Source organism: Rhodococcus ruitaii, from assembly GCF_055230935.1.
The window spans coordinates 61,212-85,363 of the sequence record NZ_JBUYWC010000020.1; the positions used below are offsets into that span (position 1 = coordinate 61,212).

At 65.4% G+C, this 24,152-nt stretch carries 23 protein-coding genes, 2 tRNA genes and 2 pseudogenes; 15 read left to right on the top strand and 12 right to left on the bottom strand.

Going from position 1 to position 24,152, the window contains the following annotated elements; all coding sequences use genetic code 11:
- Positions 1-5 precede the first annotated feature (5 nt).
- Positions 6-431 carry a holo-ACP synthase AcpS gene (acpS, locus tag ACZI8W_RS23000; RefSeq protein ID WP_463370833.1) on the top strand — a complete coding sequence of 142 codons (426 nt, stop codon included), beginning with the start codon at positions 6-8 and terminating at the stop codon, positions 429-431.
- A gap of 20 nt (positions 432-451) precedes the next feature.
- On the opposite strand, the gene ACZI8W_RS23005 is transcribed toward acpS, so the two are convergent.
- Positions 452-1,252 carry a TetR family transcriptional regulator gene (locus tag ACZI8W_RS23005; protein ID WP_463370834.1) on the bottom strand — a complete coding sequence of 267 codons (801 nt, stop codon included), beginning with the start codon at positions 1,250-1,252 and terminating at the stop codon, positions 452-454.
- A gap of 56 nt (positions 1,253-1,308) precedes the next feature.
- Entirely contained in the window at positions 1,309-1,959 is a 651-nt protein-coding gene (locus ACZI8W_RS23010; RefSeq protein ID WP_463370835.1) for a GNAT family N-acetyltransferase, read from the bottom strand.
- 94 nt (positions 1,960-2,053) lie between these two features.
- On the opposite strand from ACZI8W_RS23010, the gene ACZI8W_RS23015 reads away from it, so the two are divergent.
- Positions 2,054-2,905, top strand: a complete 852-nt coding sequence (locus ACZI8W_RS23015; protein ID WP_463370836.1) for a TetR/AcrR family transcriptional regulator — start codon at positions 2,054-2,056, stop codon at positions 2,903-2,905.
- 95 nt (positions 2,906-3,000) lie between these two features.
- Here the strand turns inward: ACZI8W_RS23015 and ACZI8W_RS23020 are convergent, their stop codons facing one another.
- Both ACZI8W_RS23020 and ACZI8W_RS23025 read right to left on the bottom strand, forming a co-directional pair.
- The gene (locus tag ACZI8W_RS23020; RefSeq protein WP_463370837.1) at positions 3,001-3,801 is read right to left on the bottom strand and encodes an ABC transporter permease; all 801 of its coding nucleotides are present in this window, start codon (positions 3,799-3,801) and stop codon (positions 3,001-3,003) included.
- Positions 3,798-4,745: an ATP-binding cassette domain-containing protein gene (locus ACZI8W_RS23025; protein ID WP_463370838.1), complete on the bottom strand. Its 948-nt coding sequence runs from the start codon at positions 4,743-4,745 to the stop codon at positions 3,798-3,800. The genes ACZI8W_RS23020 and ACZI8W_RS23025 overlap by 4 nt, the downstream gene beginning before the upstream one ends.
- Positions 4,746-4,832: 87 nt before the next feature.
- Between ACZI8W_RS23025 and ACZI8W_RS23030 the strand changes: the two genes are divergently transcribed.
- Together ACZI8W_RS23030 and ACZI8W_RS23035 are read left to right on the top strand one after the other, a co-directional pair.
- Complete coding sequence (locus ACZI8W_RS23030) at positions 4,833-5,591, top strand: TetR/AcrR family transcriptional regulator (RefSeq protein WP_463370839.1); 759 nt, start codon at positions 4,833-4,835, stop codon at positions 5,589-5,591.
- Positions 5,588-6,964 (top strand): annotated as a pseudogene (locus tag ACZI8W_RS23035) (M20/M25/M40 family metallo-hydrolase). The gene ACZI8W_RS23030 and the pseudogene ACZI8W_RS23035 overlap by 4 nt, the downstream one beginning before the upstream one ends.
- A gap of 1 nt (position 6,965) precedes the next feature.
- On the opposite strand, the gene bcp reads toward ACZI8W_RS23035, so the two are convergent.
- Complete coding sequence (bcp, locus tag ACZI8W_RS23040; protein WP_463370840.1) at positions 6,966-7,439, bottom strand: thioredoxin-dependent thiol peroxidase; 474 nt, start codon at positions 7,437-7,439, stop codon at positions 6,966-6,968.
- A gap of 73 nt (positions 7,440-7,512) precedes the next feature.
- Between bcp and ACZI8W_RS23045 the strand changes: the two genes are divergently transcribed.
- Both ACZI8W_RS23045 and ACZI8W_RS23050 read left to right on the top strand, forming a co-directional pair.
- Entirely contained in the window at positions 7,513-7,737 is a 225-nt protein-coding gene (locus ACZI8W_RS23045; RefSeq protein WP_463370841.1) for a DUF3618 domain-containing protein, read from the top strand.
- Positions 7,738-7,882: 145 nt separating this feature from the next.
- Complete coding sequence (locus ACZI8W_RS23050) at positions 7,883-8,650, top strand: L,D-transpeptidase (protein ID WP_463370842.1); 768 nt, start codon at positions 7,883-7,885, stop codon at positions 8,648-8,650.
- Between the two features lie 78 nt (positions 8,651-8,728).
- On the opposite strand, the gene ACZI8W_RS23055 is transcribed toward ACZI8W_RS23050, so the two are convergent.
- A tRNA-Lys gene (locus ACZI8W_RS23055) sits at positions 8,729-8,801 on the bottom strand.
- Positions 8,802-9,139: 338 nt separating this feature from the next.
- On the opposite strand from ACZI8W_RS23055, the gene ACZI8W_RS23060 reads away from it, so the two are divergent.
- The 6 genes from ACZI8W_RS23060 to ACZI8W_RS23085 all read left to right on the top strand — a co-directional run bounded on the left by ACZI8W_RS23060 (position 9,140) and on the right by ACZI8W_RS23085 (position 14,554).
- Positions 9,140-10,276: a L,D-transpeptidase gene (locus tag ACZI8W_RS23060; RefSeq protein WP_463370879.1), complete on the top strand. Its 1,137-nt coding sequence runs from the start codon at positions 9,140-9,142 to the stop codon at positions 10,274-10,276.
- A 36-nt stretch (positions 10,277-10,312) separates the two neighbouring features.
- Complete coding sequence (locus ACZI8W_RS23065; RefSeq protein WP_463370880.1) at positions 10,313-11,434, top strand: alpha/beta fold hydrolase; 1,122 nt, start codon at positions 10,313-10,315, stop codon at positions 11,432-11,434.
- A 76-nt stretch (positions 11,435-11,510) separates the two neighbouring features.
- On the top strand, positions 11,511-12,152 hold the full coding sequence (locus tag ACZI8W_RS23070) for a TetR/AcrR family transcriptional regulator (RefSeq protein WP_463370843.1): 642 nt from the start codon (positions 11,511-11,513) through the stop codon (positions 12,150-12,152).
- A complete protein-coding gene (locus ACZI8W_RS23075) occupies positions 12,149-12,922 on the top strand; it encodes an SDR family NAD(P)-dependent oxidoreductase (RefSeq protein WP_463370844.1) in 774 nt (257 codons plus the stop codon). Before ACZI8W_RS23070 ends, ACZI8W_RS23075 begins: the two co-directional genes overlap by 4 nt.
- Positions 12,919-13,797, top strand: a complete 879-nt coding sequence (locus ACZI8W_RS23080) for an ABC transporter ATP-binding protein (RefSeq protein WP_463370845.1) — start codon at positions 12,919-12,921, stop codon at positions 13,795-13,797. The genes ACZI8W_RS23075 and ACZI8W_RS23080 overlap by 4 nt, the downstream gene beginning before the upstream one ends.
- A gap of 31 nt (positions 13,798-13,828) precedes the next feature.
- Complete coding sequence (locus ACZI8W_RS23085; protein ID WP_463370846.1) at positions 13,829-14,554, top strand: ABC transporter permease; 726 nt, start codon at positions 13,829-13,831, stop codon at positions 14,552-14,554.
- Here ACZI8W_RS23085 and ACZI8W_RS23090 read toward each other — a convergent pair.
- Complete coding sequence (locus tag ACZI8W_RS23090) at positions 14,533-16,185, bottom strand: beta-N-acetylhexosaminidase (protein ID WP_463370847.1); 1,653 nt, start codon at positions 16,183-16,185, stop codon at positions 14,533-14,535. The two genes, ACZI8W_RS23085 and ACZI8W_RS23090, sit on opposite strands and share 22 nt — an antisense overlap.
- Before the next feature lie 461 nt (positions 16,186-16,646).
- Here ACZI8W_RS23090 and ACZI8W_RS23095 point away from each other — a divergent pair.
- A pseudogene (locus ACZI8W_RS23095) lies at positions 16,647-16,793 on the top strand (zinc ribbon domain-containing protein); the annotation flags it as partial.
- Between the two features lie 63 nt (positions 16,794-16,856).
- On the opposite strand, the gene ACZI8W_RS23100 reads toward ACZI8W_RS23095, so the two are convergent.
- Both ACZI8W_RS23100 and orn read right to left on the bottom strand, forming a co-directional pair.
- Positions 16,857-16,932: transfer RNA gene (locus tag ACZI8W_RS23100), tRNA-His, on the bottom strand.
- A gap of 85 nt (positions 16,933-17,017) precedes the next feature.
- A complete protein-coding gene (gene orn, locus ACZI8W_RS23105) occupies positions 17,018-17,617 on the bottom strand; it encodes an oligoribonuclease (protein WP_463370848.1) in 600 nt (199 codons plus the stop codon).
- Positions 17,618-17,702: 85 nt separating this feature from the next.
- On the opposite strand from orn, the gene ACZI8W_RS23110 reads away from it, so the two are divergent.
- On the top strand, positions 17,703-19,271 hold the full coding sequence (locus ACZI8W_RS23110) for a helicase HerA-like domain-containing protein (protein WP_463370849.1): 1,569 nt from the start codon (positions 17,703-17,705) through the stop codon (positions 19,269-19,271).
- 3 nt (positions 19,272-19,274) lie between these two features.
- Here ACZI8W_RS23110 and ACZI8W_RS23115 read toward each other — a convergent pair whose 3' ends face one another.
- Complete coding sequence (locus ACZI8W_RS23115) at positions 19,275-20,735, bottom strand: flavin-containing monooxygenase (protein WP_463370850.1); 1,461 nt, start codon at positions 20,733-20,735, stop codon at positions 19,275-19,277.
- A gap of 241 nt (positions 20,736-20,976) precedes the next feature.
- On the bottom strand, positions 20,977-21,777 hold the full coding sequence (cmrA, locus tag ACZI8W_RS23120) for a mycolate reductase (protein ID WP_463370851.1): 801 nt from the start codon (positions 21,775-21,777) through the stop codon (positions 20,977-20,979).
- Positions 21,778-21,952: 175 nt separating this feature from the next.
- On the opposite strand from cmrA, the gene ACZI8W_RS23125 reads away from it, so the two are divergent.
- Positions 21,953-23,284 (top strand): MFS transporter, encoded by a 1,332-nt coding sequence (locus ACZI8W_RS23125; RefSeq protein WP_463370852.1) that lies wholly within the window; start codon positions 21,953-21,955, stop codon positions 23,282-23,284.
- Here ACZI8W_RS23125 and ACZI8W_RS23130 read toward each other — a convergent pair.
- Positions 23,270-24,151 (bottom strand): SGNH/GDSL hydrolase family protein, encoded by an 882-nt coding sequence (locus ACZI8W_RS23130; RefSeq protein WP_463370853.1) that lies wholly within the window; start codon positions 24,149-24,151, stop codon positions 23,270-23,272. The genes ACZI8W_RS23125 and ACZI8W_RS23130 overlap by 15 nt on opposite strands.
- Position 24,152 lies beyond the last annotated feature (1 nt).

Sequence of the window (24,152 nt, forward strand, 5' to 3'; positions counted from 1 at the left end):
GCAGAATGGGAGTTGCGGGTATCGGGTTCGACCTCGTGTCGGTACCGGAGTTCGCTGAGCAGTTGCGCCGGCCGGGCACGACGATGCTGGCGAACTTCACCCCGGGTGAGCGGCGCGACGCGAATACCCGCAGCTCCGATCCTGCCCGGCATTTCGCCGCCCGGTGGGCAGCCAAGGAAGCCGTGATCAAGGCGTGGTCGGCGTCGTTGTTCGGGAGTCCTCCGGTGCTACCGGAGGCGATCCACCAGCAGATCGAGGTGGTGTCCGACGTGTGGGGCCGGCCGAGCATCCGGCTGCATCGTGACGTTGCCGAACATCTCGGCCGCCGGCCTATCCATGTGTCGCTGACGCACGACGGCGACATGGCCGGTGCGTTCGTGGTGCTGGAAGATGCCGCCGCGGAGTTCTCGTCCGGGGAGGACGACAGGTAGCGGTGGGGAGCTACACGAGATCAGGCCGAGGGAGCAGATGCTTCCTCGGCCTGGTTCGTTTCGGCACCGCCGGGGTCGGATGAGGCGGCACGTGCTCGTTCGGTGTCCTCGCGCCTCTTCTGACGTTTCGCCTGAGCTCGCGAGTCCTGTTCGGCAACCTGCAGATACGCGACCATGATCCGCTTGAGTTCGGCGACGGCATCGGCGTGGGTCTGATCGTCCTGCACCGAGAAGTTCAGCATCGAGTACACGATGTGCACGAGCACCTCGGCCATCAGTTTGCGGCGCGCCCGCGGGGTGTCCGGGGTGAGTGGCGCCAGCATCCGCGCCACTTGCTCGGCGAACTCTTTCTCGTGGATGGCCCCGGTGGCGCGCGTGGACGGGGTGGATTGCATCGCCAGCCATACTTCGCGCCGGGACGGATCGGTGGTCCACAGACCTGCCATGTGGTCGACGAAACTGTTCAGGAATCGCAGCCAGTCGACCGACGGGATCCGGCCGTTGAACGTGGCGAGTTCGTTCTGGACGCCGACGAGGTCCTGCCGATTGAGTTCGCAGACGATCACGTACTTGTTGGCGAAGAATTGGTAGAGGGTGCCGATGGGGACGTCGGCGCGGGACGCGACCTCTTCGCAGGTGAACGACTCGAACCCGACTTCGGTCAGCAGGTCGCGGGACGCTGCCAGCAGCGCGTCGAACTTGCGCCGACTGCGTTCCTGCGTCGGACGTCGTCTGGGCACGAGTTCCTGCGGCTCCGCCTGGACCTCGAGTGCGGGGTCGATCCGTTGCGGGGCGCGGCGGCCGTTCGTTGCTGACTCCACGCGCCCAGGCTAGCGGCACCGCGTACGAAAGCCGAACGTGACTGTGAAGTGGGGTGTCACCAACCGGGTGTCCGAGATGGGAGTTTTCCGGTCTCGAGCCACATCGGCTGCAATACCGGGCCGTTGTCGGGTAGGTGGATCGGCTCGCCGAGGTCGCGGAACCCGGATCGTTCGTACAGGCGACGGTTTTCGGATGTGGACGCTTCCAGGTAGACCGGCAGACCAAGTGTTCGGGCTCGCTCCAGGCCTGCGGCGAGCATGGCGGATCCCGCTCCCTGGCCGCGATGGTCCGGCAACGTTGCCATGGACGAGAGGTGGAGGTGGGCGACGTAGGGGCGTCGAGCTTCAGTGGCGCGGACCACCATTGCCATGCGTCGTGCTTGCTCGGTGTCGTCGGCGGTGAAGTGCTCCGGTTGTGGCGCAGGCTCCGGGCTCGCTCGGTCGGTGTCCTCTGCCAGGTGTGGCAACCAGATCGACGCGGCCACCGGTTCACCGGTCGGGGCGATGGCGAGAATCAGGGCTTCCGTGGTGATCGCCGCTTCCAGTGACGCGTTGAACATCTGACGCATGTGGGTCTGTCTCGTCGGCTGGTCGGGAATGACCCAGGCGGCTACGGCCTCGTCGGCGAACGCCGCCAGGCACAGGTTGGTGACGCTGTCGAGTTCGGTGCTCGTTGCGGTACGGGTGGTAATGGCGGATGTCGTCATGTGTCCTCCTTTTTCGGTGTAACAACAGACTCGCCTCTCGCCGGACTGACCTACAGTCGTTTCGTCACAGAATTTCCGAGACGAAAGGATGGGCATGGAGTGCGTGGAGTGCGGGCGCCGATGGGACGTAGCGCCACGCACCGGACGTCCTCGGCGGTACTGCTCCCGCGCGTGCCAGGGCCGGGCATACCGACGTCGTCGTGATCAGGGCCGTCTGAGCAGAGTCACGCCCTACGCGACCCCGATCGACGAGCGGTCGCTGACGACACTCCAGACCGCCATCGCCATAGCGGACGCGGAAGGGATCGCAGCCGTCACGCTGCGTTCGGTCGCGGTCCGCGCCGGGATTGCGGTTACGGAGATCCAGCGCGACTTCGGTAGTCGCGACCGGCTGGTGGCGACGATGGTGCAGCGCACCCTTTCTTCCCCTTCTCGGCCACCAGCGCGACGAAAGGAACCCGTTGCTGCCCTGACGCGATTGGCCGAGCACGAGTGGCGGGCCTACCGGGCCCACCCGTGGCTGGTCAGCGTGATGGCGAGCGCTCGCCCCCCATTGGTCCAGGCTGTCATCGAATCCTCGAGTATGGCTGTCGAACTGTTCGCGATGACCGGTCTCGACAACAACGCGGCGTTCGACAGGTATCTCGCGTTGAGTGCATACATCCAGGGAATGGGGATGCTGCTGATCACTGAGCAGCAGGAATCCTCACGCTCGGGAACGAGCAATCGCGCTTGGTGGTCGAACGAGATCCGCCGACTGAATCGCACCGGCACCACTGTTCGACACCCGTGGCTCGCTGACCTCGCCGACCGGCCGCGATCGGACGGTTTCGACGTGGACGTCTGCTTCCACGATGGCCTCGACCGCGTACTCGCCGGACTGATGCACCCGACCCCGCCGAGTCATCCCGGTTCGCACCCACCGGCACCGTCGGACGTGAGATAGCGCCACCGCGTCGCCTCACCGGAGAATGCTGTTGCCTACCCAGGAATGCTGTTGCCTACCCGGGAATGCTGTTGCTACCCGGGAATGCTTCGGACTCAGCGTGCGCTTCGACGCCGGAACAGCGCCGTCGCCGAGACCAGCCCGATCACGGTGAATGCCACACACCATCCGGCCGCGACCACGGCGGAATTGCCGATCGGGGTTCCGGTGAGCAGCCCGCGCACCGTCTCGATGACCGGCGTCACCGGCTGATGCTCGGCGAACCCACGCAACCACGCGGGCATCGTCTCCGGCGGAACGAACGCACTGCTCACGTAGGGCAGGAAGAGGAGGAAGAAGGTGAATCCGCTCGCGGCTTCCTCGTTGCCGGCGAGCATGCCCAGAGCTGCCGAGACCGCAGAGATCGCGAGGACGAACAGGGCGATCACGCCCACAGCCGCGACCCATTCGACGACGGTGGCGTCGGGCCGGAACCCCATCAGTGCGGCGACGGCAAACACCACGGCGGTGCTGGCGAGGTTGCGGGCCAGGCTCGCGACGACGTGGCCGGTGAGGACTGCCGACCGCGCTATGGGCATGGACCGGAACCGGTCGACGATGCCGCGGTGCATGTCGGAAGCCACGGACACGGCGGTCTGCGCGGCACCGAACGATGCCGACAGCAGCACGATGCCGGGGACGACGTAGTTGAGATAGTCGGTGCCCGTGTCGATGGCGCCGCCGAACACGTACACGAACAACACGAGCAGCAGGACCGGAAGTGCGAGACCCATGAGCAGCGCGTCGGGGCTACGAAGCATGCGGCGGAGGTTTCTGCCGGTCACGGCTGCGTAGTCGCGGGCGGTGTAGCCGATCGGGGTGGAGTGGGAGTCGTGGGAGATTTCGATGAGTGTCACGATGCGGCCTTCTGACGGTCGGTGGTGCCGGTGAGGGTGAGGAAGACGTCGTCGAGCGTGGGGGAGTGCAGTCCGAATTTCTCGACCGGCACCTGCGCGTCGGCGAGTCGAGCGAGCAGGGCCGCGACGTGCGGAAGATCGCCGTCGGTGGGGACTTCGAGCGTGAGGGTGGACGGATCGCTGTCGCCCGTGAGCGTCGCTGCAGCCTCGGCGAGATCGGATTCGGTGGCGAACCGCAGTTCCAGATGCCCCCCGGGGACGAGTGCCTTGAGTTCGTCGGGGCTGCCCTCGGCAACGATCCGACCGGCATCGAGGACCGCGACCCGGTCGGCGAGACGATCGGCTTCTTCGAGGTACTGCGTGGTGAGGAACACGGTGACGCCATCGGCGGCGAGTTCTTTGATCACGTCCCACATGACGAGGCGGCTGCGTGGATCCAGGCCGGTGGTGGGTTCGTCGAGGAACAGCAGTTGGGGGGACGCTACGAGGCTCATCGCAATATCGAGCCGGCGGGCGGTGCCGCCCGAGTAGGTACCGGAACGTCGTTCGGAAACGTGCCCGAGATCGAATCGGTCGATCAGTTCGCGGATGCGGCCGTCGATCGTCGCCGCTGGTAGGTGGGCCAGTCGCGCTGCGAGCCGCAGGTTTTCGGTGCCGGTGAGGACGTCGTCGAGTGCGGCGTACTGGCCGGTGAGGGCGATTCGCTCGCGGACCCTGCGCGAGTGGTCGGGTAGCGCAAGCCCGGTGACGTCGACGCTGCCGGAATCGAAGGGGAGCAGCGTCGTCAGGATGCGCACGGTGGTGGACTTCCCGGCGCCGTTCGCGCCCAGGAGGGCGAAGACGGTTCCGGCATCGACTCGTAGGTCGATGCCGTCGAGCACGGTGGTCGAGCCGAACGCTTTCCGGAGTTCTTGCACGTGGACCGCGGGTGCTGGGTCGGTCATGTCACGCTCCTTACTGTGTATGACGTATACGGACATGTATAGCGTACACAGTTTTAGGATGAGGGCAAGACCGACAGACGGAGCAACATGAGTAGTCCCGCGTCCGACCGCGCATTACCCCGCAGCGTGCAGCGGGCCTGGGGTCTGGATGATCCCGGCACCCGAGGTCCGCGTCGTGGCCTCACCCTCGATCAGGTTCTCGACGCGGCGATCGCCGTGGCGAATGCCGACGGATTCGACGCACTCTCGATGAGTCGCGTGGCGAAGAAACTCGGCTTCACCACGATGTCGCTGTACCGCTACGTCGACAACAAGGACCAACTCATCGATCTCGCGTGGGACCGCGCGCTCGGCGCTCCCCCCGAACTGCCCACGGACGGACCCTGGCGAGACCGGCTCGGCAGTTGGGCGATCGCCGAGTATCGCGGGTTGCGCGAACACCGATGGCTGACCGAGCATCCGATCAAATCGGCCCCGTACTGGCCGAACAGCATGGCCTGGCTCAATGCCGGTCTCGGCGCCCTCTCCGACACGCCCCTCGACGAGGGCACGAAAGCGCAGATAGCGATGACAATCTCGCTGTACGTCATCAGTCGCGCGCGATTCTCGTGGGAACTCGAATCGACCATGACGGACGACCAACTCGATTACCCCACCGTCATGCCGCGCATTCTCGACCCGGAGCGATTCCGGTGGGTGCTCGCCGCGGTCGCCGCCGGCGCATTCGATCCTGATCCGGCGGATTCGGACCCCGAGCAGTGGCACGAACACGATTTCCGTTTCGGACTCGAACGACTCCTCGACGGCATCGACATGTACATCCGAAACGTGGAGGACGAGAGATGAGATTGCCGGACCGAGAACAGGTGCAGCGCGTGCGTGATCGGGTCGGCGCGTCGATGCCGGCCGCCCGCGCCGAACTCGCGACGATGGTCGCCTTCCGCTCGGTCGCCGACCCACGACAGTTTCCCGTCGCCGAATGTGTCGGGGCCGCAACGTGGGTGCGCGACGCGTTCGCCGCAGCCGGACTGGACCACGTCGAACTCATCGAAACCTCCGACGGATCACTCGCCGTCGTCGGGCACACCCCCGCTCCGCCCGGAGCTCCCACCATCCTGCTCTACAGCCACTACGACGTGCAGCCCCCGGGCAACGAAGACCTTTGAGACAGCCCGCCGTTCACGCTCACGGAGCGCAACGGTCGTTGGTACGGGCGTGGCGCCGCCGACTGCAAGGGCAACATCATGATGCATCTGCTCGCGTTGCGTGCGGTGCTCGAGGACGGACCCCTACCGGTGGGCGTGCGGATCGTCATCGAGGGATCCGAGGAAATGGGAGGTGAGGGACTCGACCATCTGGTCGAGGAGCGACCGGAGCTGTTCCAGGCCGACCTCATCATCATCGGCGACAGCGGCAACACCGAGGTGGGAAAGCCGACTCTCACCACAACGCTGCGCGGCATCGCGAACGTCGACGTCCATATCGAGACGCTGAAGGGTGAAGTGCACTCCGGCATGTACGGCGGGGGAGCGCCCGACGCGCTCGCCGCACTGGTACACCTGCTGGGCACCCTCCGCGACGCCGACGGAAACACCGTCGTCGACGGCCTCGACGCCACCGCAACGTGGGACGGGGTGCCGTATCCCGAAGACCGGTTCCGCGCCGACGCCGGTGTCCTCGACGGGGTGTCGTTACCGACAACCGGGTCGATCGCCGACGCCGTCTGGGCCCGTCCAGCACTCACTGTGCTCGGAATCGATGCCCCGCCGGTCGTCGGCTCGGCCGCCGCGATCGTGCCCCGCGCGTCTGCGCGTCTGAACCTGCGGGTGCCGCCCGGGATCGACGCGACCACCGCGCAGAACTCGCTCGTCGCGCACCTCGAAGCGCAGGTGCCGTGGGGTGCACACCTGCGGATCGAGCGCGACGTCGTCGGCGAACCGTTCCGCGCCGTGACCGACGGACCCGGCTACACCGCGTTGCGCGCGGCGCTCGAAGCCGCGTACGGGTGTGAGGTAGGCACCGCAGGCCAAGGCGGGTCGATCCCGTTGTGCACTGCGCTGCAGCGTGCGGCGCCGACTGCGGAGATCGCGCTGATCGGGGTCGAGGAGCCTCGCTGCGTCATCCACGCCCCGAACGAGAGTGTCGATCCGTCCGAGATCGAGAATCTTGCGGTGGCGGAGGCGGTCTTGCTGCGTTCCCTGGCCGGCGGCGCCGAGTAGGTCAGACCGAGAGGTCGCGTCGCAGCTTGGCGACATGGCCTGTCGCGCGGACGTTGTATTGCGCGACCTCGATCTTGCCGTCCTCGTCGACGAGGAAGGTCGAGCGGATGACGCCTTGCACCGTCTTGCCGTACATCTTCTTCTCGCCGAACGCACCCCATGCGGTGAGCGTCGTCTTCTCGGGGTCCGACAACAGCGGGAAGTTGAGTTCCTGGTTGTCGCGGAACTTCGCGAGCTTCGCCGGCTTGTCGGGGGAGATGCCTACCACGTCGAGCCCGGCATCGCCCAGTTCGGCGAGGTTGTCGCGGAAATCGCAGGCCTGCTTCGTGCAGCCGGGCGTACTCGCGGCAGGGTAGAAGTACACGATGACTTTGCGGCCGCGGTAGTCGGACAGCGACACCTCGTTGCCGTCGGCGTCGGCAAGTGTGAAATCGGGGGCGGTGTCGCCGGGGGCGAGTCTGCTGGTTTCCGTCATGTCCGCGACAGTAGTAGACCGATCGTCCATTACCGTGGTCGCAGCACACTGCAGCGACTTTCTGGAGGATCACGTGGCTAGGGACACCGGCGACATCGAGCGGGACATCGAAAAGGCCCGCAACCAGCTCGCGAGCACGCTCGACGAACTGAGCCTCCGTGCAAATCCGAAGAACCTGGTGGAACACACCAAGCAGAGCCTTGCCGCGAAGGTGAACCAGCCTCAGGTGAAGAAGTACGCCGCTATTGCGGTGGGCGCGGTGGTGGGGCTGCTCGTGCTGCGCAAGATTCTGCGCTGATTCATGCGGTTCGGTGAGTGCCCGCGTCGTTCTCGACGCGGGCACTCACCGTGTGTACGACAATTCGCCATGTGCCGCGCCAGCAAGTATGACGTGATTCACTGGATGGGTCGGGGTCTGTCTTTGCGCGAAGGAGGCGACCGTCATGCGGGATCTTCGGTGGAACGCACGATTGTTCCTGGCCACTGTTCTCGCCACGGTGGTGTGGTTCGGATCCGGAGCTGCGGCCGCTGCGGGGACCGTCGCCGAGGCCCCGCCCGGCGGTGTCGGCATCTCGGCGGTCGAGCCCGCGGTAGGGGAGGTGGTCGGTGTCGCACATCCGGTGATCGTGCGATTCGCCGCACCGGTCACAGACCGGGCAACGGCCGAGAACGCCGTGCAGATCGTCACCGCCACACCCGTCGACGGACACTTCACCTGGGTGAGCGATCAGGAACTCCACTGGGTGCCGGACGGATTCTGGCCTGGAAACACCGACGTCACAGTCCTCGTCGGCGGGTCGCGGACTCATTTCCAGGTCGGTGACTCATTCATCGCGGTCGCGAATCGCTCGACCCACCAGTTCACGGTCAGCTTGAACGGTGAGGTCGTGCGGACGATGCCGACGTCGATGGGCAAGCCGGGATACGAAACGCCGGTCGGTACATTCACGGTGCTCGAGAAGTTTCGGCACCTGGTCATGGATTCGTCGACGTACGGTGTGCCGATCGACTCGCCCGAGGGCTACCGAATCGACACCGAATATGCGGTGAGGCTCACCTGGGGCGGTATTTTCGTGCATGCCGCACCGTGGTCGGTGGACTCTCAGGGATACGCGAACGTCAGTCACGGCTGTATCAACCTCAGCACCGAGAATGCCGGCTGGTACTACGGAAACGTCAAGCTCGGCGACCCGGTGATCGTGGAAGGATGATGCATTCTACTGTGCCGAGGGCAACAGTGCTGAAAGAGCCCCACACCGGTATCGTCCCCGGTGTGAGGCTTTTTGTTGTGCGCCATCAGGGACTCGAACCCCGAACCCGCTGATTAAGAGTCAGCTGCTCTGCCAATTGAGCTAATGGCGCTTGGTGTTGTGTCTTCGAGCCGTTGTCTCGGCGACGAAGAGAAGATTACACACCTTCGAAGATCGCGCCAAATCGCCTGGTCAGGGCGAATTCAGGTTCGAGTCGCTGTAACGCGCGACGCCGCGGCGGCGATTCGGTATTCGAACGTTATCGACGTTGCGGGGCGTCGAGAGGTCTGCGCGAAACGTGGGCTGGCAAGATCATTTTTACATGTGTTACCTGCAGTTTTGGTGCCTGCGGGGAGGCGGGAGCGGAGAGTGGCAGTGCAACAAGAACAAGTGAGGAGTCCGCGTCGGCGGCCTACCGGAGCCGTGTTGGGGCTGATGATCGTCGGGCTCATGGCCTTCGTCACGGCTTGCTCACCCGGTTCGAGTGCCGGGGCCGACGAGGTGCCGATCGACTCGAACCCGCTCGCGGCGCTCATCAAGCCGACGGTGTCGGCCAACGTGGAGGACGGAGGTGTCGGCTTCTCTCCGATCGAGCCCGTGACGGTCTCGGTGGTCAACGGCAAACTCGAATCGGTCACCCTGCTCAATCCCGACGGGGAGCCGGTCGCCGGCGCGATCGAGGACGACGCGACCTGGGTCAACACCGAACCGCTCGGGTACAACCGCCAGTACGCCCTCGAAGCCGTCGCCTACGGGCTCGGTGGTGCCACCACCTCGACGCTGTCGTTCACGACGTCGTCTCCGTCCAACCTCACTCAGCCGTACGTGATGCCCAGTGAAGGTTCGGTCGTCGGTATCGGTCAGCCGGTCGCGGTGCAGTTCGACGAGAACATCCCGAATCGCCTTGCCGCAGAAGAAGCGATCACGATCACGACGAACCCCCCGGTGGAAGGCGCATTCTATTGGGTCAACAACCGTGAGGTGCGCTGGCGGCCAGAGCAGTACTGGGCTCCTGGCACCACCGTCTCGGTCGATGTGAAGGCCTACGGTAAGGATCTGGGCGAGGGCCTGTTCGGCCAGTCCGATGTCAACACGGCGTTCACGATCGGCGACTCGGTGATCATCCGGGTCGACGACAACACCAAGCAGGTGGTCGTCAATCGCAACGGTGCCGACGTGATCACGATGCCGACGTCGATGGGTAAGGACGACACCCCCACACCCAACGGCATCTACACGATCGGCGACCGGTTCGATCACATGATCATGGACTCCTCGACGTACGGGGTGGCTGTGGACTCCACTGACGGCTACCGCACCCCGGTCGACTGGGCGACCCGCATGTCCTACAGCGGAATCTTCTTCCATTCGGCGCCGTGGTCGCTCGGCGACCAGGGCTACCGAAATACCAGTCACGGGTGCCTGAACCTGAGCCCCGCGAACGCCAAATGGATCTTCGACAACACCAAGCGCGGCGACATCGTGATCGTGAGCAACACGGTCGGCGGGACGCTGTCCGGCACCGATGGCCTCGGCGACTGGAACATTCCGTGGGAAACCTGGAAGGCCGGTAACGCGAATGCCTAGCCGGTGACCCGCACTCGAACGTGGCTCGGCGCCGTTGTGGCGCTGAGCCTCGTTGCTCCTCAACTGCTCGGGTCGCACATCGCGACTGCTGCGCCCGCATCGGGTGCCTCCGCGGGGGTGGACCCCGGCGCGCTTGTCTCGGTCGAACCACTTCCTCCCGAACTTTCCCTTCCCGGCGTCGCCGTAGCCGAGAAGATCGAATACGGCACGCAATGGCGATCTGGTGAGCCCACGGTCGCGACCGGTGCCTTGTTCGTGCCGGAAGGCGATGCACCCGATGGTGGCTGGCCTGTCGTTGCGTGGGCACACGGGACGACCGGTGTCGGCGACGACTGTTCGCTGACGACCCGCACCCCCCGATCCGATGTCGAGAAGATGTACCTCGGGCACTGGCTGGGGCAGGGATACGCGGTGGTGTCGGCCGACTACCCCGGGCTCGGTTCGGAGGGGCTCCACCGATACCTCGACGGTCAGAGCGCCGCGAACAGCGTCGTCGACAGCGTCCGTGCCGGTCGTGCAGTCGATCCGTCCCTGTCCGATCGCTGGGTGGTGATCGGGCACTCGCAGGGTGGCCACGCGGCTCTGCACACCGCCGACATCGCGACCTCCCGCGCCCCGGAACTCGATTTCCGGGGCACCGTTGCGACCGGGGCACCGGCCAACCTCGAGTCGGCATTCACGCTGGGCGTTCCCGGTCTCCCGGATCCGGGCCTGTGGGGCCTCGTGTCGTTCAGTGGGTATCTCTTCTCCGGAGTGCGTGATGCCTATCCCGAGGTCGACATCGACAGCTACTTCACGCCGGCCGGCCGGGAGATCCTCGATCAGGCGGAGGTGCTCTGCTACGACGAACTCGATGCTCTCGCCCGGGGTGTGAGCATCGGTGAGTTGCCGGCGCGTCCGATGTTCGAGGGCGAGCTGCCCGCCGTTCTCGCCGACTATTTGGCGGTCCCCACCAGTGGCTACGACCGTCCGATTTTCCTGGGGCACGGTGTGCACGACGTCATGGTGCCGATCCCGTTGTCGGCGAAACTGGCCGCCGACATGACGGCAGCGGGGACGGACGTGGACTATCGCGTCTATATGGCCGGGCACTTCACCGCCATCGAACGGTCGATGCCCGACACGACCCCGTTCGTGGCGCGGCTGCTCGCAGAGTAGTGCTGCGGCGCACACCTACGCTGCGGTGACTCCGGGTTCAGGCCAGCGGTTTGGCATTGTGTGCTAAATTTTGGCCATGCTGCCAAATACTGATCGTGTCGGCCAGTCTCGCTCGTTCATCGAAGAGGCGCGGCGGGGTCAGATAGTGGCCGCCGCGATCGAGACCATCGCCGAGGTCGGCTACCACCGCGCGTCGATGGGAAAGATCAGCGCTCGCGCGGGCATCAGTCGCGGGCTGATCTCCTACCACTTCGCAGGGAAGTCCGAGCTGTTCAGTCAGGTGATCACCACTGTCTACAGCGACGCGGCCGCTTTCATGACGCCGATGATCGAGGCCGAGACCACCCCCGCCGGGCAGCTACAGGCCTACATCCGCTCGAACCTGGAGTACATGCGCGCCTACCCGGCCCGGATGGTCGCGATCGTGGAGATAATTACCGGCGGCGGTCTGGCCGACCTACCCGAGGCCGACCCGAGCGAATTCGACCGGCAGATGCTGTTGCCGCTGGAACAGCTGTTCGCGGCGGGGCACGCATGCGGCGAGTTCCGGGCCTTCGATGGCACCGTCATGGCCCGGATCGTGCGCGGCGCGATCGACGCCGTTCCCACCGCGCTGTCCCACGAACCCGACCTCGACATCGACCGTTACCTGCAGGAGATCATCACTGCCATCGACCACGCCACCCGGCGGGTCCCGTCCACCTCGGAGCAGAAATGAACCCACTCGACGGCAAGGTCGTACTCGTGACCGGGGGAGCCAGTGGAATCGGTGCGGCCGTCGCCCGACGCTTCGCGTCCTGCAGCGCCCACGTGGTCATCGCCGACATCGATCCGGCTGGGGAGGCAATCGCCCGCGAGATCGGCGGGGTTTTCGTCCGCGCCGACGTCGCCCAGCGGGCCGACAACCTCGAGGCTGTCCGGGTCGCGACCGAGCGTTTCGGCGGGCTCGACGTCGCGGTCCTGAACGCTGGAATCGGTGAACAGGGCGGCTTCATCGAGGACTTCCGGCCTGAGCACTACCGCGACCTGGTCTCCGTCAACCTCGACGGGGTGGTCTACGGGCTGCATGCGGCCCTGGAGGCGTTCACCGAACGGGGCTCCGGCGCGATTCTGGCCACCTCCAGTCTGGCCGGTTTGAGTGAGAGCCCGATCAACCCCCTCTACGCGGCGACCAAACATGCCGTGATCGGGCTGGTCCGTTCGGTCGCGCCGATCGTGGCCGACCGGGGCGTCACCGTGAACGCGCTGTGTCCCACCTTCATCGACACCCCGATCCTCGGTGAGGCGATCCCGTACATCAACGATCTCGGGGTGGCCGTCCTGCCACCCGAACGAGTCGCCGAGGTTGCAGAGCTGGTGCTCGCCCGTGGCGGGAGCGGCGAGGCATGGCCCATCGTGCCGCACGGAGAACCCGGCCCCGTCGTCTTCCCCGAACTCCCGTCGATCATGATCGATCCGAACCGACAGCTTCCGGCGGCCGACGCATGACCATCCTCGCCCGAGCACTGGACCTCACCCGTCGTTACCGCGACGCGACCGCGCTGGACGGTGTGTCCCTGGAAGTTCGGGCCGGGCAGGTGCTCGGATTGCTGGGGCCCAACGGTGCCGGCAAGTCCACCCTGATCAACCTCATGACAGGGTTGCTGCGGCCGAGTTCCGGCAGTGTCGAGCTGTGCGGAGCCGACCCACGCAGCGAGGCGGCGCGACGTGTGATCGGTGTGACGCCGCAGCAGACCGGACTGCCGGAGACGTGGCGGGTCGCCGAACTGGTGGACTTCGTTGCGGCGCACTTCCCCGACCCGGTGGACCGAACCGAGCTGCTCGATCGCTTCGGCCTCGCCTCCCTCGCCGATCGGCAGGCCGGCGGATTGTCCGGCGGACAGCAACGACGGGTGGCCGTCGCACTGGCCTTCGCCGGGCGGCCTCGGTTGGTGTTTCTGGACGAACCCACCACCGGCCTCGACGTGGGCGCCCGGCGGGCATTGTGGGACGGCATCCGTTCCTTCCATGCGGACGGCGGAGCCGTCCTGCTGACCAGCCACTACATCGAGGAAGTAGAGGCGCTCGCCGACCGGGTCGTGGTGATGGACCGCGGCCGGATCATCGCCGACGGTGGCGTCGCCGAGATCCGCGGACGGGTCCGGCTCAAGCGGGTCACGCTGACCGACCCGGTGCTGCCGGAATTGATCGGGGTTGCCTCGATCGAACGAGACGCCGACCGCACCCATCTGCTCACCAACGACGCCGGTGCGCTGGTCCGAGAACTGGTGACCTCCGGCGCATCCTTCACCGACATCGAGATCGAGTCCGCCTCGCTGGAGGACGCCTTCCTGGCGATCACCGGTGATCGGCGGGCCACATGACCCGAGAGGCCCTTGTATGTCCTCTTTGACCATGACCTACACCCAGCGCAACCTCGCCGACAATATTCGCACGCCCACGATGTTCCTGACCGTGGCGCTGGTCCCGGTCGGCGTCATGGTGTTCTTCGTCGTGCCGTTCATCGGGCAGGATGCAGCGGCGATCACTTCGGCCACCGCAACCCTGGTGGTGTTCGGGGTGCTCATGGCCTGCGTCGGCCATTTCAGCGTCGCGATCGCGGCGCAACGGGAGTCCGCCTGGGGGAACTACCTGCGCACCCTCCCGGGTGGAATCGCGCCGCAGATGCTCGGCCATCTGCTGGTCGGGCTGGTCGTTGTCGGAGCGGCGATTATCCCGATCCTGCTGGTGGCCGGACTGTTCACCGCGGCCACGGCTCCGCCGCCGCGGGTACTGCTGGCGGCGGGAGCGCTGCTGATCGCGGTGGTGACCTTCACCCTGATGGGGCTGGCGATGGGTTACTTGATGTCGATGCGAGCGGCCGTCATCGCCAACAGCATCGGCTTCCTGCCGCTCGCGGTGGCGGGCGGGATGTTCTTCGACGAGGCGGACACGCCGGAAATCATCGAGCGGATCGCGCCCTACGTACCCACTCGGGGCGCGACCGATCTGGTGTTGGTCGCGCTCACCGGGGAGTCCGTCGGGCCGCTGTCGTTGGTGATGCTCGCGGTGTGGATCGTGGTTCTCGCCGGGCTCACCGTCTGGGGTCATCGTCGTGATCAGATCCGCCGGTTCGACTGAGGTCGCTCGGCGACAGGCCAGGCGACACTGTCGGCGCGGAACCAGGTCCATCCGCGGACGTCCCAGACGAGCGATTGTGCCGCGATCCGCTCGGCGTAGTCGTCCCACGCGGTGGTTCCACGGGGTCCCCAGGCCTTCTCGGCGAGTCCGCCCAGCCGTGGCAGGAGCATGAACTCGAGCTCTTCGCCGGTGGCGATCGTTTCGCACCAGATCGCAGCTTCGACACCGGCGACCTGATCATCCGAAGCGACCCCCGGGGTGTCGTCGACAGGGTCCCACTCCACACCGTGGCGCAGCGACATCGGAGCATAGACCGGCAGCCCTATGCGGCCACGCAGGTCTTCCTGCGTCGAATCGGCAGCGGAGTCCGCGTGTGGGCTGTCGAAGTACACGCGACTCATCGGCGAGATCAGGAGCTTGGTGCCGGCCTTCAGTGCTCGGGGTACATCCTCAGCGGCCTTGTTCAGCGTGTCGCGCAGCAGTGGCAGCATCTCGGCCGGCACCAGATCCTGCAGGACGTCGTTGTTCATCATGGCCTCGGTCGCACGCGAGTCCATCCAGTACTGAACAGTGACCTCCGAGTTCAGCGTCGCACGGGCGATCTCTTGCCATCCGACGGCGAGGCGGCGACGTTCCCGAACGAGTTCGATGGCCCGTTCCACGAACGCCGCATGCGCTTCGTCCGCCATCCCGAACGCCTCGTCGCCTCCGATATGCATGTAGGCGCTCTGCGGGAATTGAGGGATCACTGCGTCGAGGACGTCTTCGACGAACCGCCATGTCGCGTCCGATTCGGGATCGAGGGTGCCGACAGCCAAACCCTCGCGCACCTTTTCCGCGTTCGGCGGCGCCAGCTCAGGGTAGGCCTCGAAGATCGCACCGGTATGCCCGGGCATGTCGATCTCGGGCACGACAGTGACGAATCGGGCCGCCGCGTAGGAAACGAGCTCGGCCATCTCGGCGAGTGTGTAGTACCCGCCCGGACGGTCGCCGATGGCCCCGGTGCTGCCGATGCTGATCAGCTCCGGCCTGGTCGGCACTTCGATTCGCCAGCCTTGGTCGTCGGTGAGGTGTAGATGCAGCACGTTGAGCTTGTGCAGCGAACACATGTCGATGACGCGGCGAACCGTGTCCGGGCCGTGGAAGGTGCGGGCGACGTCGAACGACAACCCGCGCCAGGCGAAGCGGGGGCCGTCGATGATCGACAAAGCCTCGAGGTCGGTGCGACCCGCCAGGGTGCTGGCGGCGAAAAGTTGGCGCAGTGAGGTGAGGCCCCGGTGCACTCCTTCGGCAGTCGCGCCCCAGACGCGGATGCCGGCGGCGGAGATGCGGAGACCGTAGCGTTCGTCCGCTGCGCCGTGCACAGATTTGCCGTCGGCTCGGATCCCGCCCGCCGGGGCCACTGAGTCGAGTTCGTCGGTGGCCAACTCGACGGTGATGGCGGGTGTCTGCGTGCTTCGAGGAATCTGATCGAGGACGAGGCCGGAGTCGACGGTGACGTCCTCGATGAAGCGCAACACGGTGGCATCGAGCTCCGCCGCGGCCACGACGACCGGTACGCGGTCTGCGATCGTGAACGAGCCGGCGTGGGTGTCCAGGTGGGTGGGAGCGGGGACGAGCGGAACTGCCATTCTTGCCGCCTATCGTACGGAGTTGATCAGGATGGGTAGCCCACCTCACGATTAGGGTTTTCTGGGGTCTCGTCAGCGTACTGGTGGGCAGCCGGTGCTCCCGGTTGGCCAAGATGGCGAATAGGTCGCAGGCGGCGTCACTGTCGATGCCGACGGTGAGGAAGTCGTCGATGACCAGCAGGTCCGGGTTCGACAGGTCACTGAGCAGCGACGACGCCGCCCGGGGACACTTCACGGTGGTACGCGTGGTGTGGCGGGATCGACTCGGTTCGCAGGTGGTGTGGATCGAACGGTACCTGTCAGTGGTCGGAGTTACCGTCGAGGTGCTGCGTGAGCAGCGCGAGATATCGCTGGCGGAGGAACTGATGGACGACTTCATGGCACTGCTGGCGTCGTTTCGGGTCGGTCCTACCGGTTGCGGTCGAAGCAGAGTCAACATCGACTTCTCGAGGATGCGGGACCGCGGCGCGGTCGGCGTCAAGCGCGGCACGATCAACCGGGAACTCGCGTTCCATTTCGCGCGTCAGGTCGCCGACTACGCGGCCGCCGCCGACGCGACGGTGATCGCCGTCGAAGATCTCGCCACCCTCGAACCGCGTGGGCGTGGTTGCATGGAGGCATGAAGAAACCCCCTGTGTCCTGAATAATCTCGGGTCACAGAGGGTTTCTGTTGGGGTGAGTGACGGGACTCGAACCCGCGACAGCCAGGATCACAACCTGGTGCTCTACCAACTGAACTACACTCACCATCGCAATCGCCTACGGTCGTAATCCGCGTGCGCTTGCGGTACAGATACTAGCGTGACTTTGGCGAAAACGCCGAATCGCCTGGTCAGGCCGGTCCGAGGTCCTTCACTGCAGTGGCGATGTCGGCAGACGACGGTCCGGGCTCGGGGACGAACACCGTGCGTCGGTAGTAGCGCAATTCGCGGATCGACTCTTTGATATCGGCCAGCGCCCGATGCGACAGCCCTTTCTCCGGTTGACCGAAATAGATCCGTGGGTACCAGCGGCGGGTCAGTTCCTTGATCGAGCTGACGTCCACCATCCGGTAGTGAAGGAAGCCGTCCAACTCGGGCATGTCCCTGGCGATGAAGGTGCGATCGGTTCCGATCGAGTTGCCGGCAAGGGGGGCGGTGCCCGGTTCGGTGACGTGCTCACGGATGTAGTCGAGCACCAGCTTCTCGGCCTCGGCGAGGCTGACGGTGGAGCGGCGCACTTCCTCGGTGAGTCCGGACTTCGCGTGCATCTGCTGCACCACGTCCGGCATGGCGGCGAGTGCGGCATCGTCGGCGTGGATGACGATGTCCACTCCGTCGCCCAGCACATTGAGGTCGCTATCGGTGACCAGCGCCGCAATCTCGATCAGCTTGTCGCTGCCGATCTGCAGCCCGGTCATCTCACAATCGATCCATACGAGTTTGTCCTGCACAACTGACAGCGTAGCCAGATGCTGGAGCGGTTAAGGTCGTCGGTGGGTGCGCCGAGGCCTGTCACAGGTCGATTGGGGAGATCGAATGGCCGAAACTTCGCGACCGAGCATGACGATCGCCGACGGCTATGCCGTCATCGGCGGGGCGCTGGAATTGGGCGCTGTCGTGCACGACGGCGTGGTCGATCCGGCGGCCCACGTACGAATACCTCTGGCGACCCTGAACCGGCACGGGCTGGTGGCAGGCGCCACCGGCACCGGAAAGACCAAGACGCTGCAGCTGATCGCGGAGCAACTCTCCACCGCGGGAGTGCCCGTCGTCGTGGCCGACGTGAAGGGCGATCTGTCGGGGTTGTCGGCCGCAGGGGAGATGAACGATGCGCTCGCGGCCCGCGCGGTCGGCACAGGCGACGACGACTGGAACCCGACCGGCTTTCCCGTGCGGTTCTATTCACTGGGAACTGAGGGGGTGGGGATCCCCGTTCGCGCGACCGTCACCTCGTTCGGTCCGATCCTGCTGAGCAAGGTGCTCGAACTGAACGCGACCCAGGAATCCACGCTGGGGCTGATCTTCCACTGGGCAGACAAGAACGGTCTCGCACTGCTCGATCTGAAGGACCTGCGTCAGACCATCACGCACCTGACGAGCGACGAGGGGCAGGCCGAACTCCACGGCATGGGCGGGGTGTCCAAGGCGACGGCGGGGGTGATCCTCCGCGCAATCGTCAACTTGGAGGCCGCGGGCGGCGACACGTTCTTCGGGGAGCCCGAACTCGAAACAGAAGACCTGCTCGACGTCGTCGGTGGTCAGGGGACGCTCAATCTGATCGAGCTCGGCGATCAGGCGACGCGTCCGCAGTTGTTCTCCACATTCCTGATGTGGTTGCTGGCAGACCTGTTCCAGGCGCTCCCGGAAGTTGGTGACCTCGACGAACCGAAGCTCGTGTTCCTCTTCGACGAGGCGCACTTGTTGTTCGCGGATGCGTCCAAGGCGTTTCTGCAGCAGGTCGAGCAGACGGTCAAGCTGATCAGATCGAAAGGGGTCGGCATCATCTTCTGCACGCAGCTGCCGTCCGACATCCCGAACGTGGTGCTCTCCCAGCTCGGTGCGCGTGTGCAGCATGCCCTGCGCGCGTTCACCCCGGACGACCAGAAGGCGCTGGCGAAGGCGGTCCGCACCTACCCGACGACGGAGTTCTACGATCTCGAGGACGCCCTCACGACGCTGGGGACGGGTGAGGCGATCGTGACGGTGCTGTCCGAAATGGGTGCTCCGACGCCCGTCGCGTGGACGCGGATGCGCCCACCGAGATCGCTGATGGACACGGTTGGCGAGAACGCGATGCGGGCGGCAGCACAGGCGAGCCCGCTGTACGGAAAGTACGGCCGCACCATCGACCGGGAGTCGGCATACGAAAAGCTCACCGCCACGGTAGCGGGCGCACCGGACAACGACCCGGATTTCGAGGTGCCGCCACTGCCGGGGCGATCCGGAGAGCGCGCACCGGACGTAGGGCTCGACAGCGGATCATCCCTCGTCGAGCAGGTGCTCGGGAACAGTGCGGTGAAGGCGTTCCTGCGTTCGGCAGCGTCGACCGCCGGTCGCGAGATCTCGCGAAGCATCTTCGGGACCGGTCGGCGACGACGACGGTAGTTGCTATACCTGCGCGTCGACACGTGGTGCGACGGTGCGGGGCCTGCTCGAGGTTTGCGGATGTTCGGGTTGCGCATCGACGATCTTCTCGCCGGATGCAGACCCGATGCCGTACTCGAAATTGTGGTGCAGGAACGAATCCCGGGAGTCGTCCAGGATATCCATCCACGGCGCGGGGAGTGCTGGTGCGGCAGTGCCGGTGAGCGTCGACGTGTAGCTACGGTTGCGGTAGCCCATGATGTCGTCCTTCTTGTCCTTCTTCCACTGCTTGAACACCTCGCCTTGGCGCTCGACGTGGAACTCCGGGTAGTCCGTCGAATCGACGAGGTCGCGAATGTACGCGGCCTGGAAGTCGATGTCCTCGACCGGATTACGCAGCGTCTCTTCGCGGCTCCGCCACGACTCGATGTCTGCGGCACGTGCTGCGGGCCCGGGCAGTGCGATCCGGCCCAGCATCACGTCGCGCGCGTACCAGGCCTGTGCGTCGAACATGTTGAACGTGAAGTACTGGTCCTGCATACCGAGATACATCAGGCGCGGGTTGTCCTGGAAGAAGATGCCCTTGTAGATGTTTCGCGGGTACAGCCGGTTGTTGGTGCGCAGCCGAAGAGTGTCGGGCAGGAACGGGAAATGGTGCAGGTAGCCGGTACAGAGCACGATGGCGTCGACTTCGCGTGTGCTGCCGTCCTTGAAATGCGCGGTGTTGCCGTCCACGTGGGTGAGGAGTGGCACCTCGGAGAACGCCTCGGGCCAGTCGTGTCCCATCGGCGCCGAGCGGTAGCTGAAGGTGACTTCCTTCGCGCCGTACTTGTAGCACTGCGTGCCGATGTCCTCGGCCGAATAGCTGCTGCCGACGAGAAGCAGGCGCTTGCCGGCGAATTCTGCTGCATCGCGGAAATCGTGCGCGTGCAGGACGCGACCGGGGAATCGATCGAGGCCCTCGAATTCGGGCACGTTCGGAGTTGAGAAGTGTCCGGTCGCAACCACGACGTAGTCGAACTCGTCGGATTCGAGTTCGCCCTTGTCGTGATCCATCACGGTGACGGTGAACTTCTCGGTCTGCTCGGAGTAGTCGACCCACCGAACCGCGGTATTGAACCGGACGTACTTGCGCACATCGCTTTTCTCGACCCGGCCCATGATGTAGTCGAGAAGCACTGCGCGCGGCGGGTATGAGGGGATGGGTCGCCCGAAATGCTCCTCGAAGGAATAGTCGGCGAACTCGAGGCATTCCTTGGGGCCGTTGGACCACAGGTACCGATACATGCTCGTGTGCACGGGCTCGCCGTGGGCATCGAGGCCGGTGCGCCACGTGTAATTCCACATTCCGCCCCAGTCCGCCTGCTTCTCGAAGCAGACGATGTCGGGGATATCATCGAGACCGGCCTTCCGTGCTGCCTCGAAGGCGCGCAGCTGCGCGAGCCCGCTCGGTCCTGCTCCAAGAATTGCGATCTTCGCCGACAAGTTGTCTCTCCTGTGTTTGTGAAAAATTTCCCGTGAATCATTGCTAGCACAGGGAATAGGCAATGGGGAACTTCCGGCACGACGTGCCAGGCATCGAGAAGCAGCTGGAAAACCCCAGTTGGAAGCGGGTAGGCCGGAGGGATAACTGTGCCATTCCGCTGTGGCCGGGATCACGGTAATGCGACAAAACCGGCGACCGATGCACCCGCATCGATCGCCGGTCTCGCGTGGACGGGGGTTGTCAGCCGCCGAGCTTCCTGTAGAACGCGCCCGCGATCGGGGCGGAGATGGATCGGGGGGAGAACTGTCCCGCTGCCGACATCGCCTTGGATATCAGACCGGGAACGATGCGCATCCGGTTCTGTGCGAGCGCATCCAACGACACCTTTGCGGTGTGTTCGCTCGAGATCCACAGGAAGTCGGGAACGATCCGGTCGACGATCGACGCGTCGGACGGATCCGGAACCTCGGTGCGTACCGGCCCGGGGGCGAGCAGCGTGACATTCACGCCACTGCCCTTCAGCTCGCCGCGAAGCGACTCGGAGAAGGTATTGACGAAAGCCTTCGTGGCCGCATAGGTCGCGTTGTTGGGGATCGCCATGTTGCCCGCCGCCGACCCGACCATCAGGATCGCACCGGACTTGCGCTCGACCATCCCGGGCAGGACCGCCAGCGTCAGATCGTGCACCGCGACCGCATTGAGCTCCATCTGCGCCCGTTCGTAGGACGGATCCAGCTCGGCCACCGCACCGAACGTGGCGATACCGGCGTTGTTGCACAAGATGCTGATCCGCCGCGTGGACAATTCGTCGACGAGACCGGTCCGGGAATCGCGGTCGGACAGGTCGCATGCGCGCACGTCGACCTCGACGCCATGTGTGCGGAGCTTGGTCGCGAGCGTCTCCATCAGGTCGCCGCGCCGGGCGACGAGGATCAGCGAATGCCCGCGTGCAGCGAGCTCGGTGGCGAGGGCCTCACCGATACCGGAGGAAGCTCCGGTGACGACGGCGCGGGCATCGGGGTGGGGGTTCGGCAGAGTCACGGTGTGTCAGCGTAGTCGGCCACGTGAGCGCTCGTCGTCCGCGCGGTCGGCTGTGGTTGACAGGTGTCGCATTTCTGTCGAGTCGGCGCCATCTTCGGCTGTATAGCGACGGTATGAGAGATCGACTCCGGGTATGCAGTCGCACTGCTGACTGGTCGCTCATAAGCTGCGGGGCATGAACGCACACACGGACGTGAAGCTCGGCATGGGCGCTGACGCGACACGGCGGCAAGTCTTCGCGTGGGGGTTGTGGGACTGGGGTTCGGCAGCATTCAACGCGGTGATCCTCACCTTCGTGTTCTCGGTGTACCTCACCGACGCCGTCGGTGACGATCTTCCCGGGTCGATCTCCGCGAGTACATGGCTCGGTTGGGCACTCGGCATCGCAGGGTTCGCCATTGCCGTACTCGCGCCCGTGTCGGGGCAGAAGTACGACGCGACCGGCCGGCGGAAGCGTTCGTTGGGTGTTCTGACATTCGTGACAGTGGTGTTGATGGCCGGCATGTTCTTCGTCCGGGACGACTACCACTTCTTGTGGCTCGGGCTCGTACTCCTCGGCGCCGGCTCGGTGATCTTCGAACTTGCCAATGTCCCCTACAACGCGATGCTCAGTCAGGTCTCCACCGAGAAGAACATCGGTCGGGTATCCGGATTCGGCTGGTCCATGGGCTATTTCGGTGGCATCGTGCTGCTTCTGCTGTGCTACACGGGATTCATCGCGGGAGACGGCGACACTCGAGGATTTCTGTCGATCACCACCGACGACGGACTCAACATCCGGCTGGTGGCGCTGCTCGCCGCGGTGTGGTTCGCAGTGTTCGCCCTGCCCGTATTGTTCACGGTGCCCGAGAAGCCCCACCAACGCGCCGACGACGAACGGCGGGTGGGTTTCGTCGAGTCGTACCGTGTGCTGTGGCACGACCTGAAGGAACTGTGGACGGAAGACCGGCGCACTGTCGGCTTTCTCGGCGCGTCCGCATTGTTCCGCGACGGACTCGCCGGGGTGTTCACCTTCGGCGCTGTCCTCGCTGTCACTGTGTACGAGATCAGTGCCGCCGACGTGTTGTTGTTCGGTGTGGCCGCAAACGTGGTCTCGGCGCTCGGTGCCCTTGCCGCAGGACGCATCGACGACCGGGTCGGCCCCAAGGCCGTCATCGTTGTCTCGTTGGTGTCGATGATCGCGGTGGGCGTGGTGCTGTTGGTGGTGTCAGGGCCGCTGATGTTCTGGGTCTTCGGGCTTCTGCTGTGCCTGTTCGTCGGCCCTGCGCAGTCGTCGGCGCGTACCTTCCTGGCTCGTATCACGCCGGCCGGCCGCGAGGGACAGATGTTCGGTCTCTATGCGACTACGGGGAGGGCAGTGTCGTTTCTCGCGCCGACGCTGTTCGGATTCTTCGCCTGGTGGTTCGGTGCAGACCGGGCCGGCATCGTGGGTCTGCTCCTCGTGCTGGGGTTGGGCTTGGCCGCGTTGCTGGCGGTGCGTGCGCCGGAACGCTCAGTCGCGCGTTGAGAGTGCGCCGACCACCTGCTCCGCCGCGTTGCGGTGGCCCGCGGCGTTGGGGTGGAGCGGGATACCCGGCGAGGTCGGAACTATCCCTTCCATCCACCGCTGCTCGGGGGTGGCGCACGCGTCGTGTCCCGTCGTCGATGCGCGCAAGTCCACGAACTCGGCTCCCACCGCAACGACCTGCTGGGCCATCACCGCGTTGAGACGGTCGATCTTGGACTGCAGGTATGTGGCGTCCTGCGGCCAGATCTGTTGGTCGGGGAAACAGCCCCCATCGCGGATCCCCGTGGGGTAGCCGACGAACAGGATGTGTGCGTGCGGAGACCGCGTCCGGATCTCCTCGACGATCGCAGCGTACGTGGGTGTGAACGCATCGATCGCGGCATCGTAGGGATCGGGCTCCCCGGAATCACTCTCCGCGCAGGACGCACCTTGTGGGGGAGGGGTGAAATTGGTGCAGGAGATGGCCAACTGGACGAGGCCGACGTCGTTTCCTCCGATCCCGACCGTGACCAGGTCGGTATCGGGACGCAATGCGTCGTATTGCGGAGCCACGGGAGTTCGCGTAACGATAGCGAGCTGAGTGCCAGGTAGATCTTCCGAGACAGCCCCGCTGCACGACACATCGACGAAGTCGCGTACGCCGATCGCCTGCGCAACCAGGCTCGGATAGTTGACCGCGGCTCTGCCGCATTCGGGGCTCGAGCCCTGCGGTGGGATTCCCGGCCCGGCGACGAACGAATCACCCAGGGCGACATACGAGTGGTAGGGCGTCTGAGCGGACGCCGGCGTCGCAGTGCTCATCGCCGCCGCAGCAACTACCGCGACAGCAGCGGCCGCCACGCGACCCCCGAGTGACGACCAGCGCATA

Excerpts from the sequence above, each read along its gene's own strand:
- acpS (WP_463370833.1), top strand. The coding sequence starts at position 6 with ATGGGAGTTGCGGGTATCGGGTTCGACCTCGTGTCGGTACCGGAGTTC.
- ACZI8W_RS23010 (WP_463370835.1), bottom strand. The coding sequence starts at position 1,959 with ATGACGACATCCGCCATTACCACCCGTACCGCAACGAGCACCGAACTC.
- ACZI8W_RS23015 (WP_463370836.1), top strand. The coding sequence starts at position 2,054 with ATGGAGTGCGTGGAGTGCGGGCGCCGATGGGACGTAGCGCCACGCACC.
- ACZI8W_RS23025 (WP_463370838.1), bottom strand. The coding sequence starts at position 4,745 with ATGACCGACCCAGCACCCGCGGTCCACGTGCAAGAACTCCGGAAAGCG.
- ACZI8W_RS23030 (WP_463370839.1), top strand. The coding sequence starts at position 4,833 with ATGAGTAGTCCCGCGTCCGACCGCGCATTACCCCGCAGCGTGCAGCGG.
- bcp (WP_463370840.1), bottom strand. The coding sequence starts at position 7,439 with ATGACGGAAACCAGCAGACTCGCCCCCGGCGACACCGCCCCCGATTTC.
- ACZI8W_RS23050 (WP_463370842.1), top strand. The coding sequence starts at position 7,883 with ATGCGGGATCTTCGGTGGAACGCACGATTGTTCCTGGCCACTGTTCTC.
- ACZI8W_RS23060 (WP_463370879.1), top strand. The coding sequence starts at position 9,140 with ATGGCCTTCGTCACGGCTTGCTCACCCGGTTCGAGTGCCGGGGCCGAC.
- ACZI8W_RS23070 (WP_463370843.1), top strand. The coding sequence starts at position 11,511 with ATGCTGCCAAATACTGATCGTGTCGGCCAGTCTCGCTCGTTCATCGAA.
- ACZI8W_RS23075 (WP_463370844.1), top strand. The coding sequence starts at position 12,149 with ATGAACCCACTCGACGGCAAGGTCGTACTCGTGACCGGGGGAGCCAGT.
- ACZI8W_RS23080 (WP_463370845.1), top strand. The coding sequence starts at position 12,919 with ATGACCATCCTCGCCCGAGCACTGGACCTCACCCGTCGTTACCGCGAC.
- ACZI8W_RS23085 (WP_463370846.1), top strand. The coding sequence starts at position 13,829 with ATGACCTACACCCAGCGCAACCTCGCCGACAATATTCGCACGCCCACG.
- ACZI8W_RS23090 (WP_463370847.1), bottom strand. The coding sequence starts at position 16,185 with ATGGCAGTTCCGCTCGTCCCCGCTCCCACCCACCTGGACACCCACGCC.
- ACZI8W_RS23110 (WP_463370849.1), top strand. The coding sequence starts at position 17,703 with ATGGCCGAAACTTCGCGACCGAGCATGACGATCGCCGACGGCTATGCC.
- ACZI8W_RS23125 (WP_463370852.1), top strand. The coding sequence starts at position 21,953 with ATGAACGCACACACGGACGTGAAGCTCGGCATGGGCGCTGACGCGACA.
- ACZI8W_RS23130 (WP_463370853.1), bottom strand. The coding sequence starts at position 24,151 with ATGCGCTGGTCGTCACTCGGGGGTCGCGTGGCGGCCGCTGCTGTCGCG.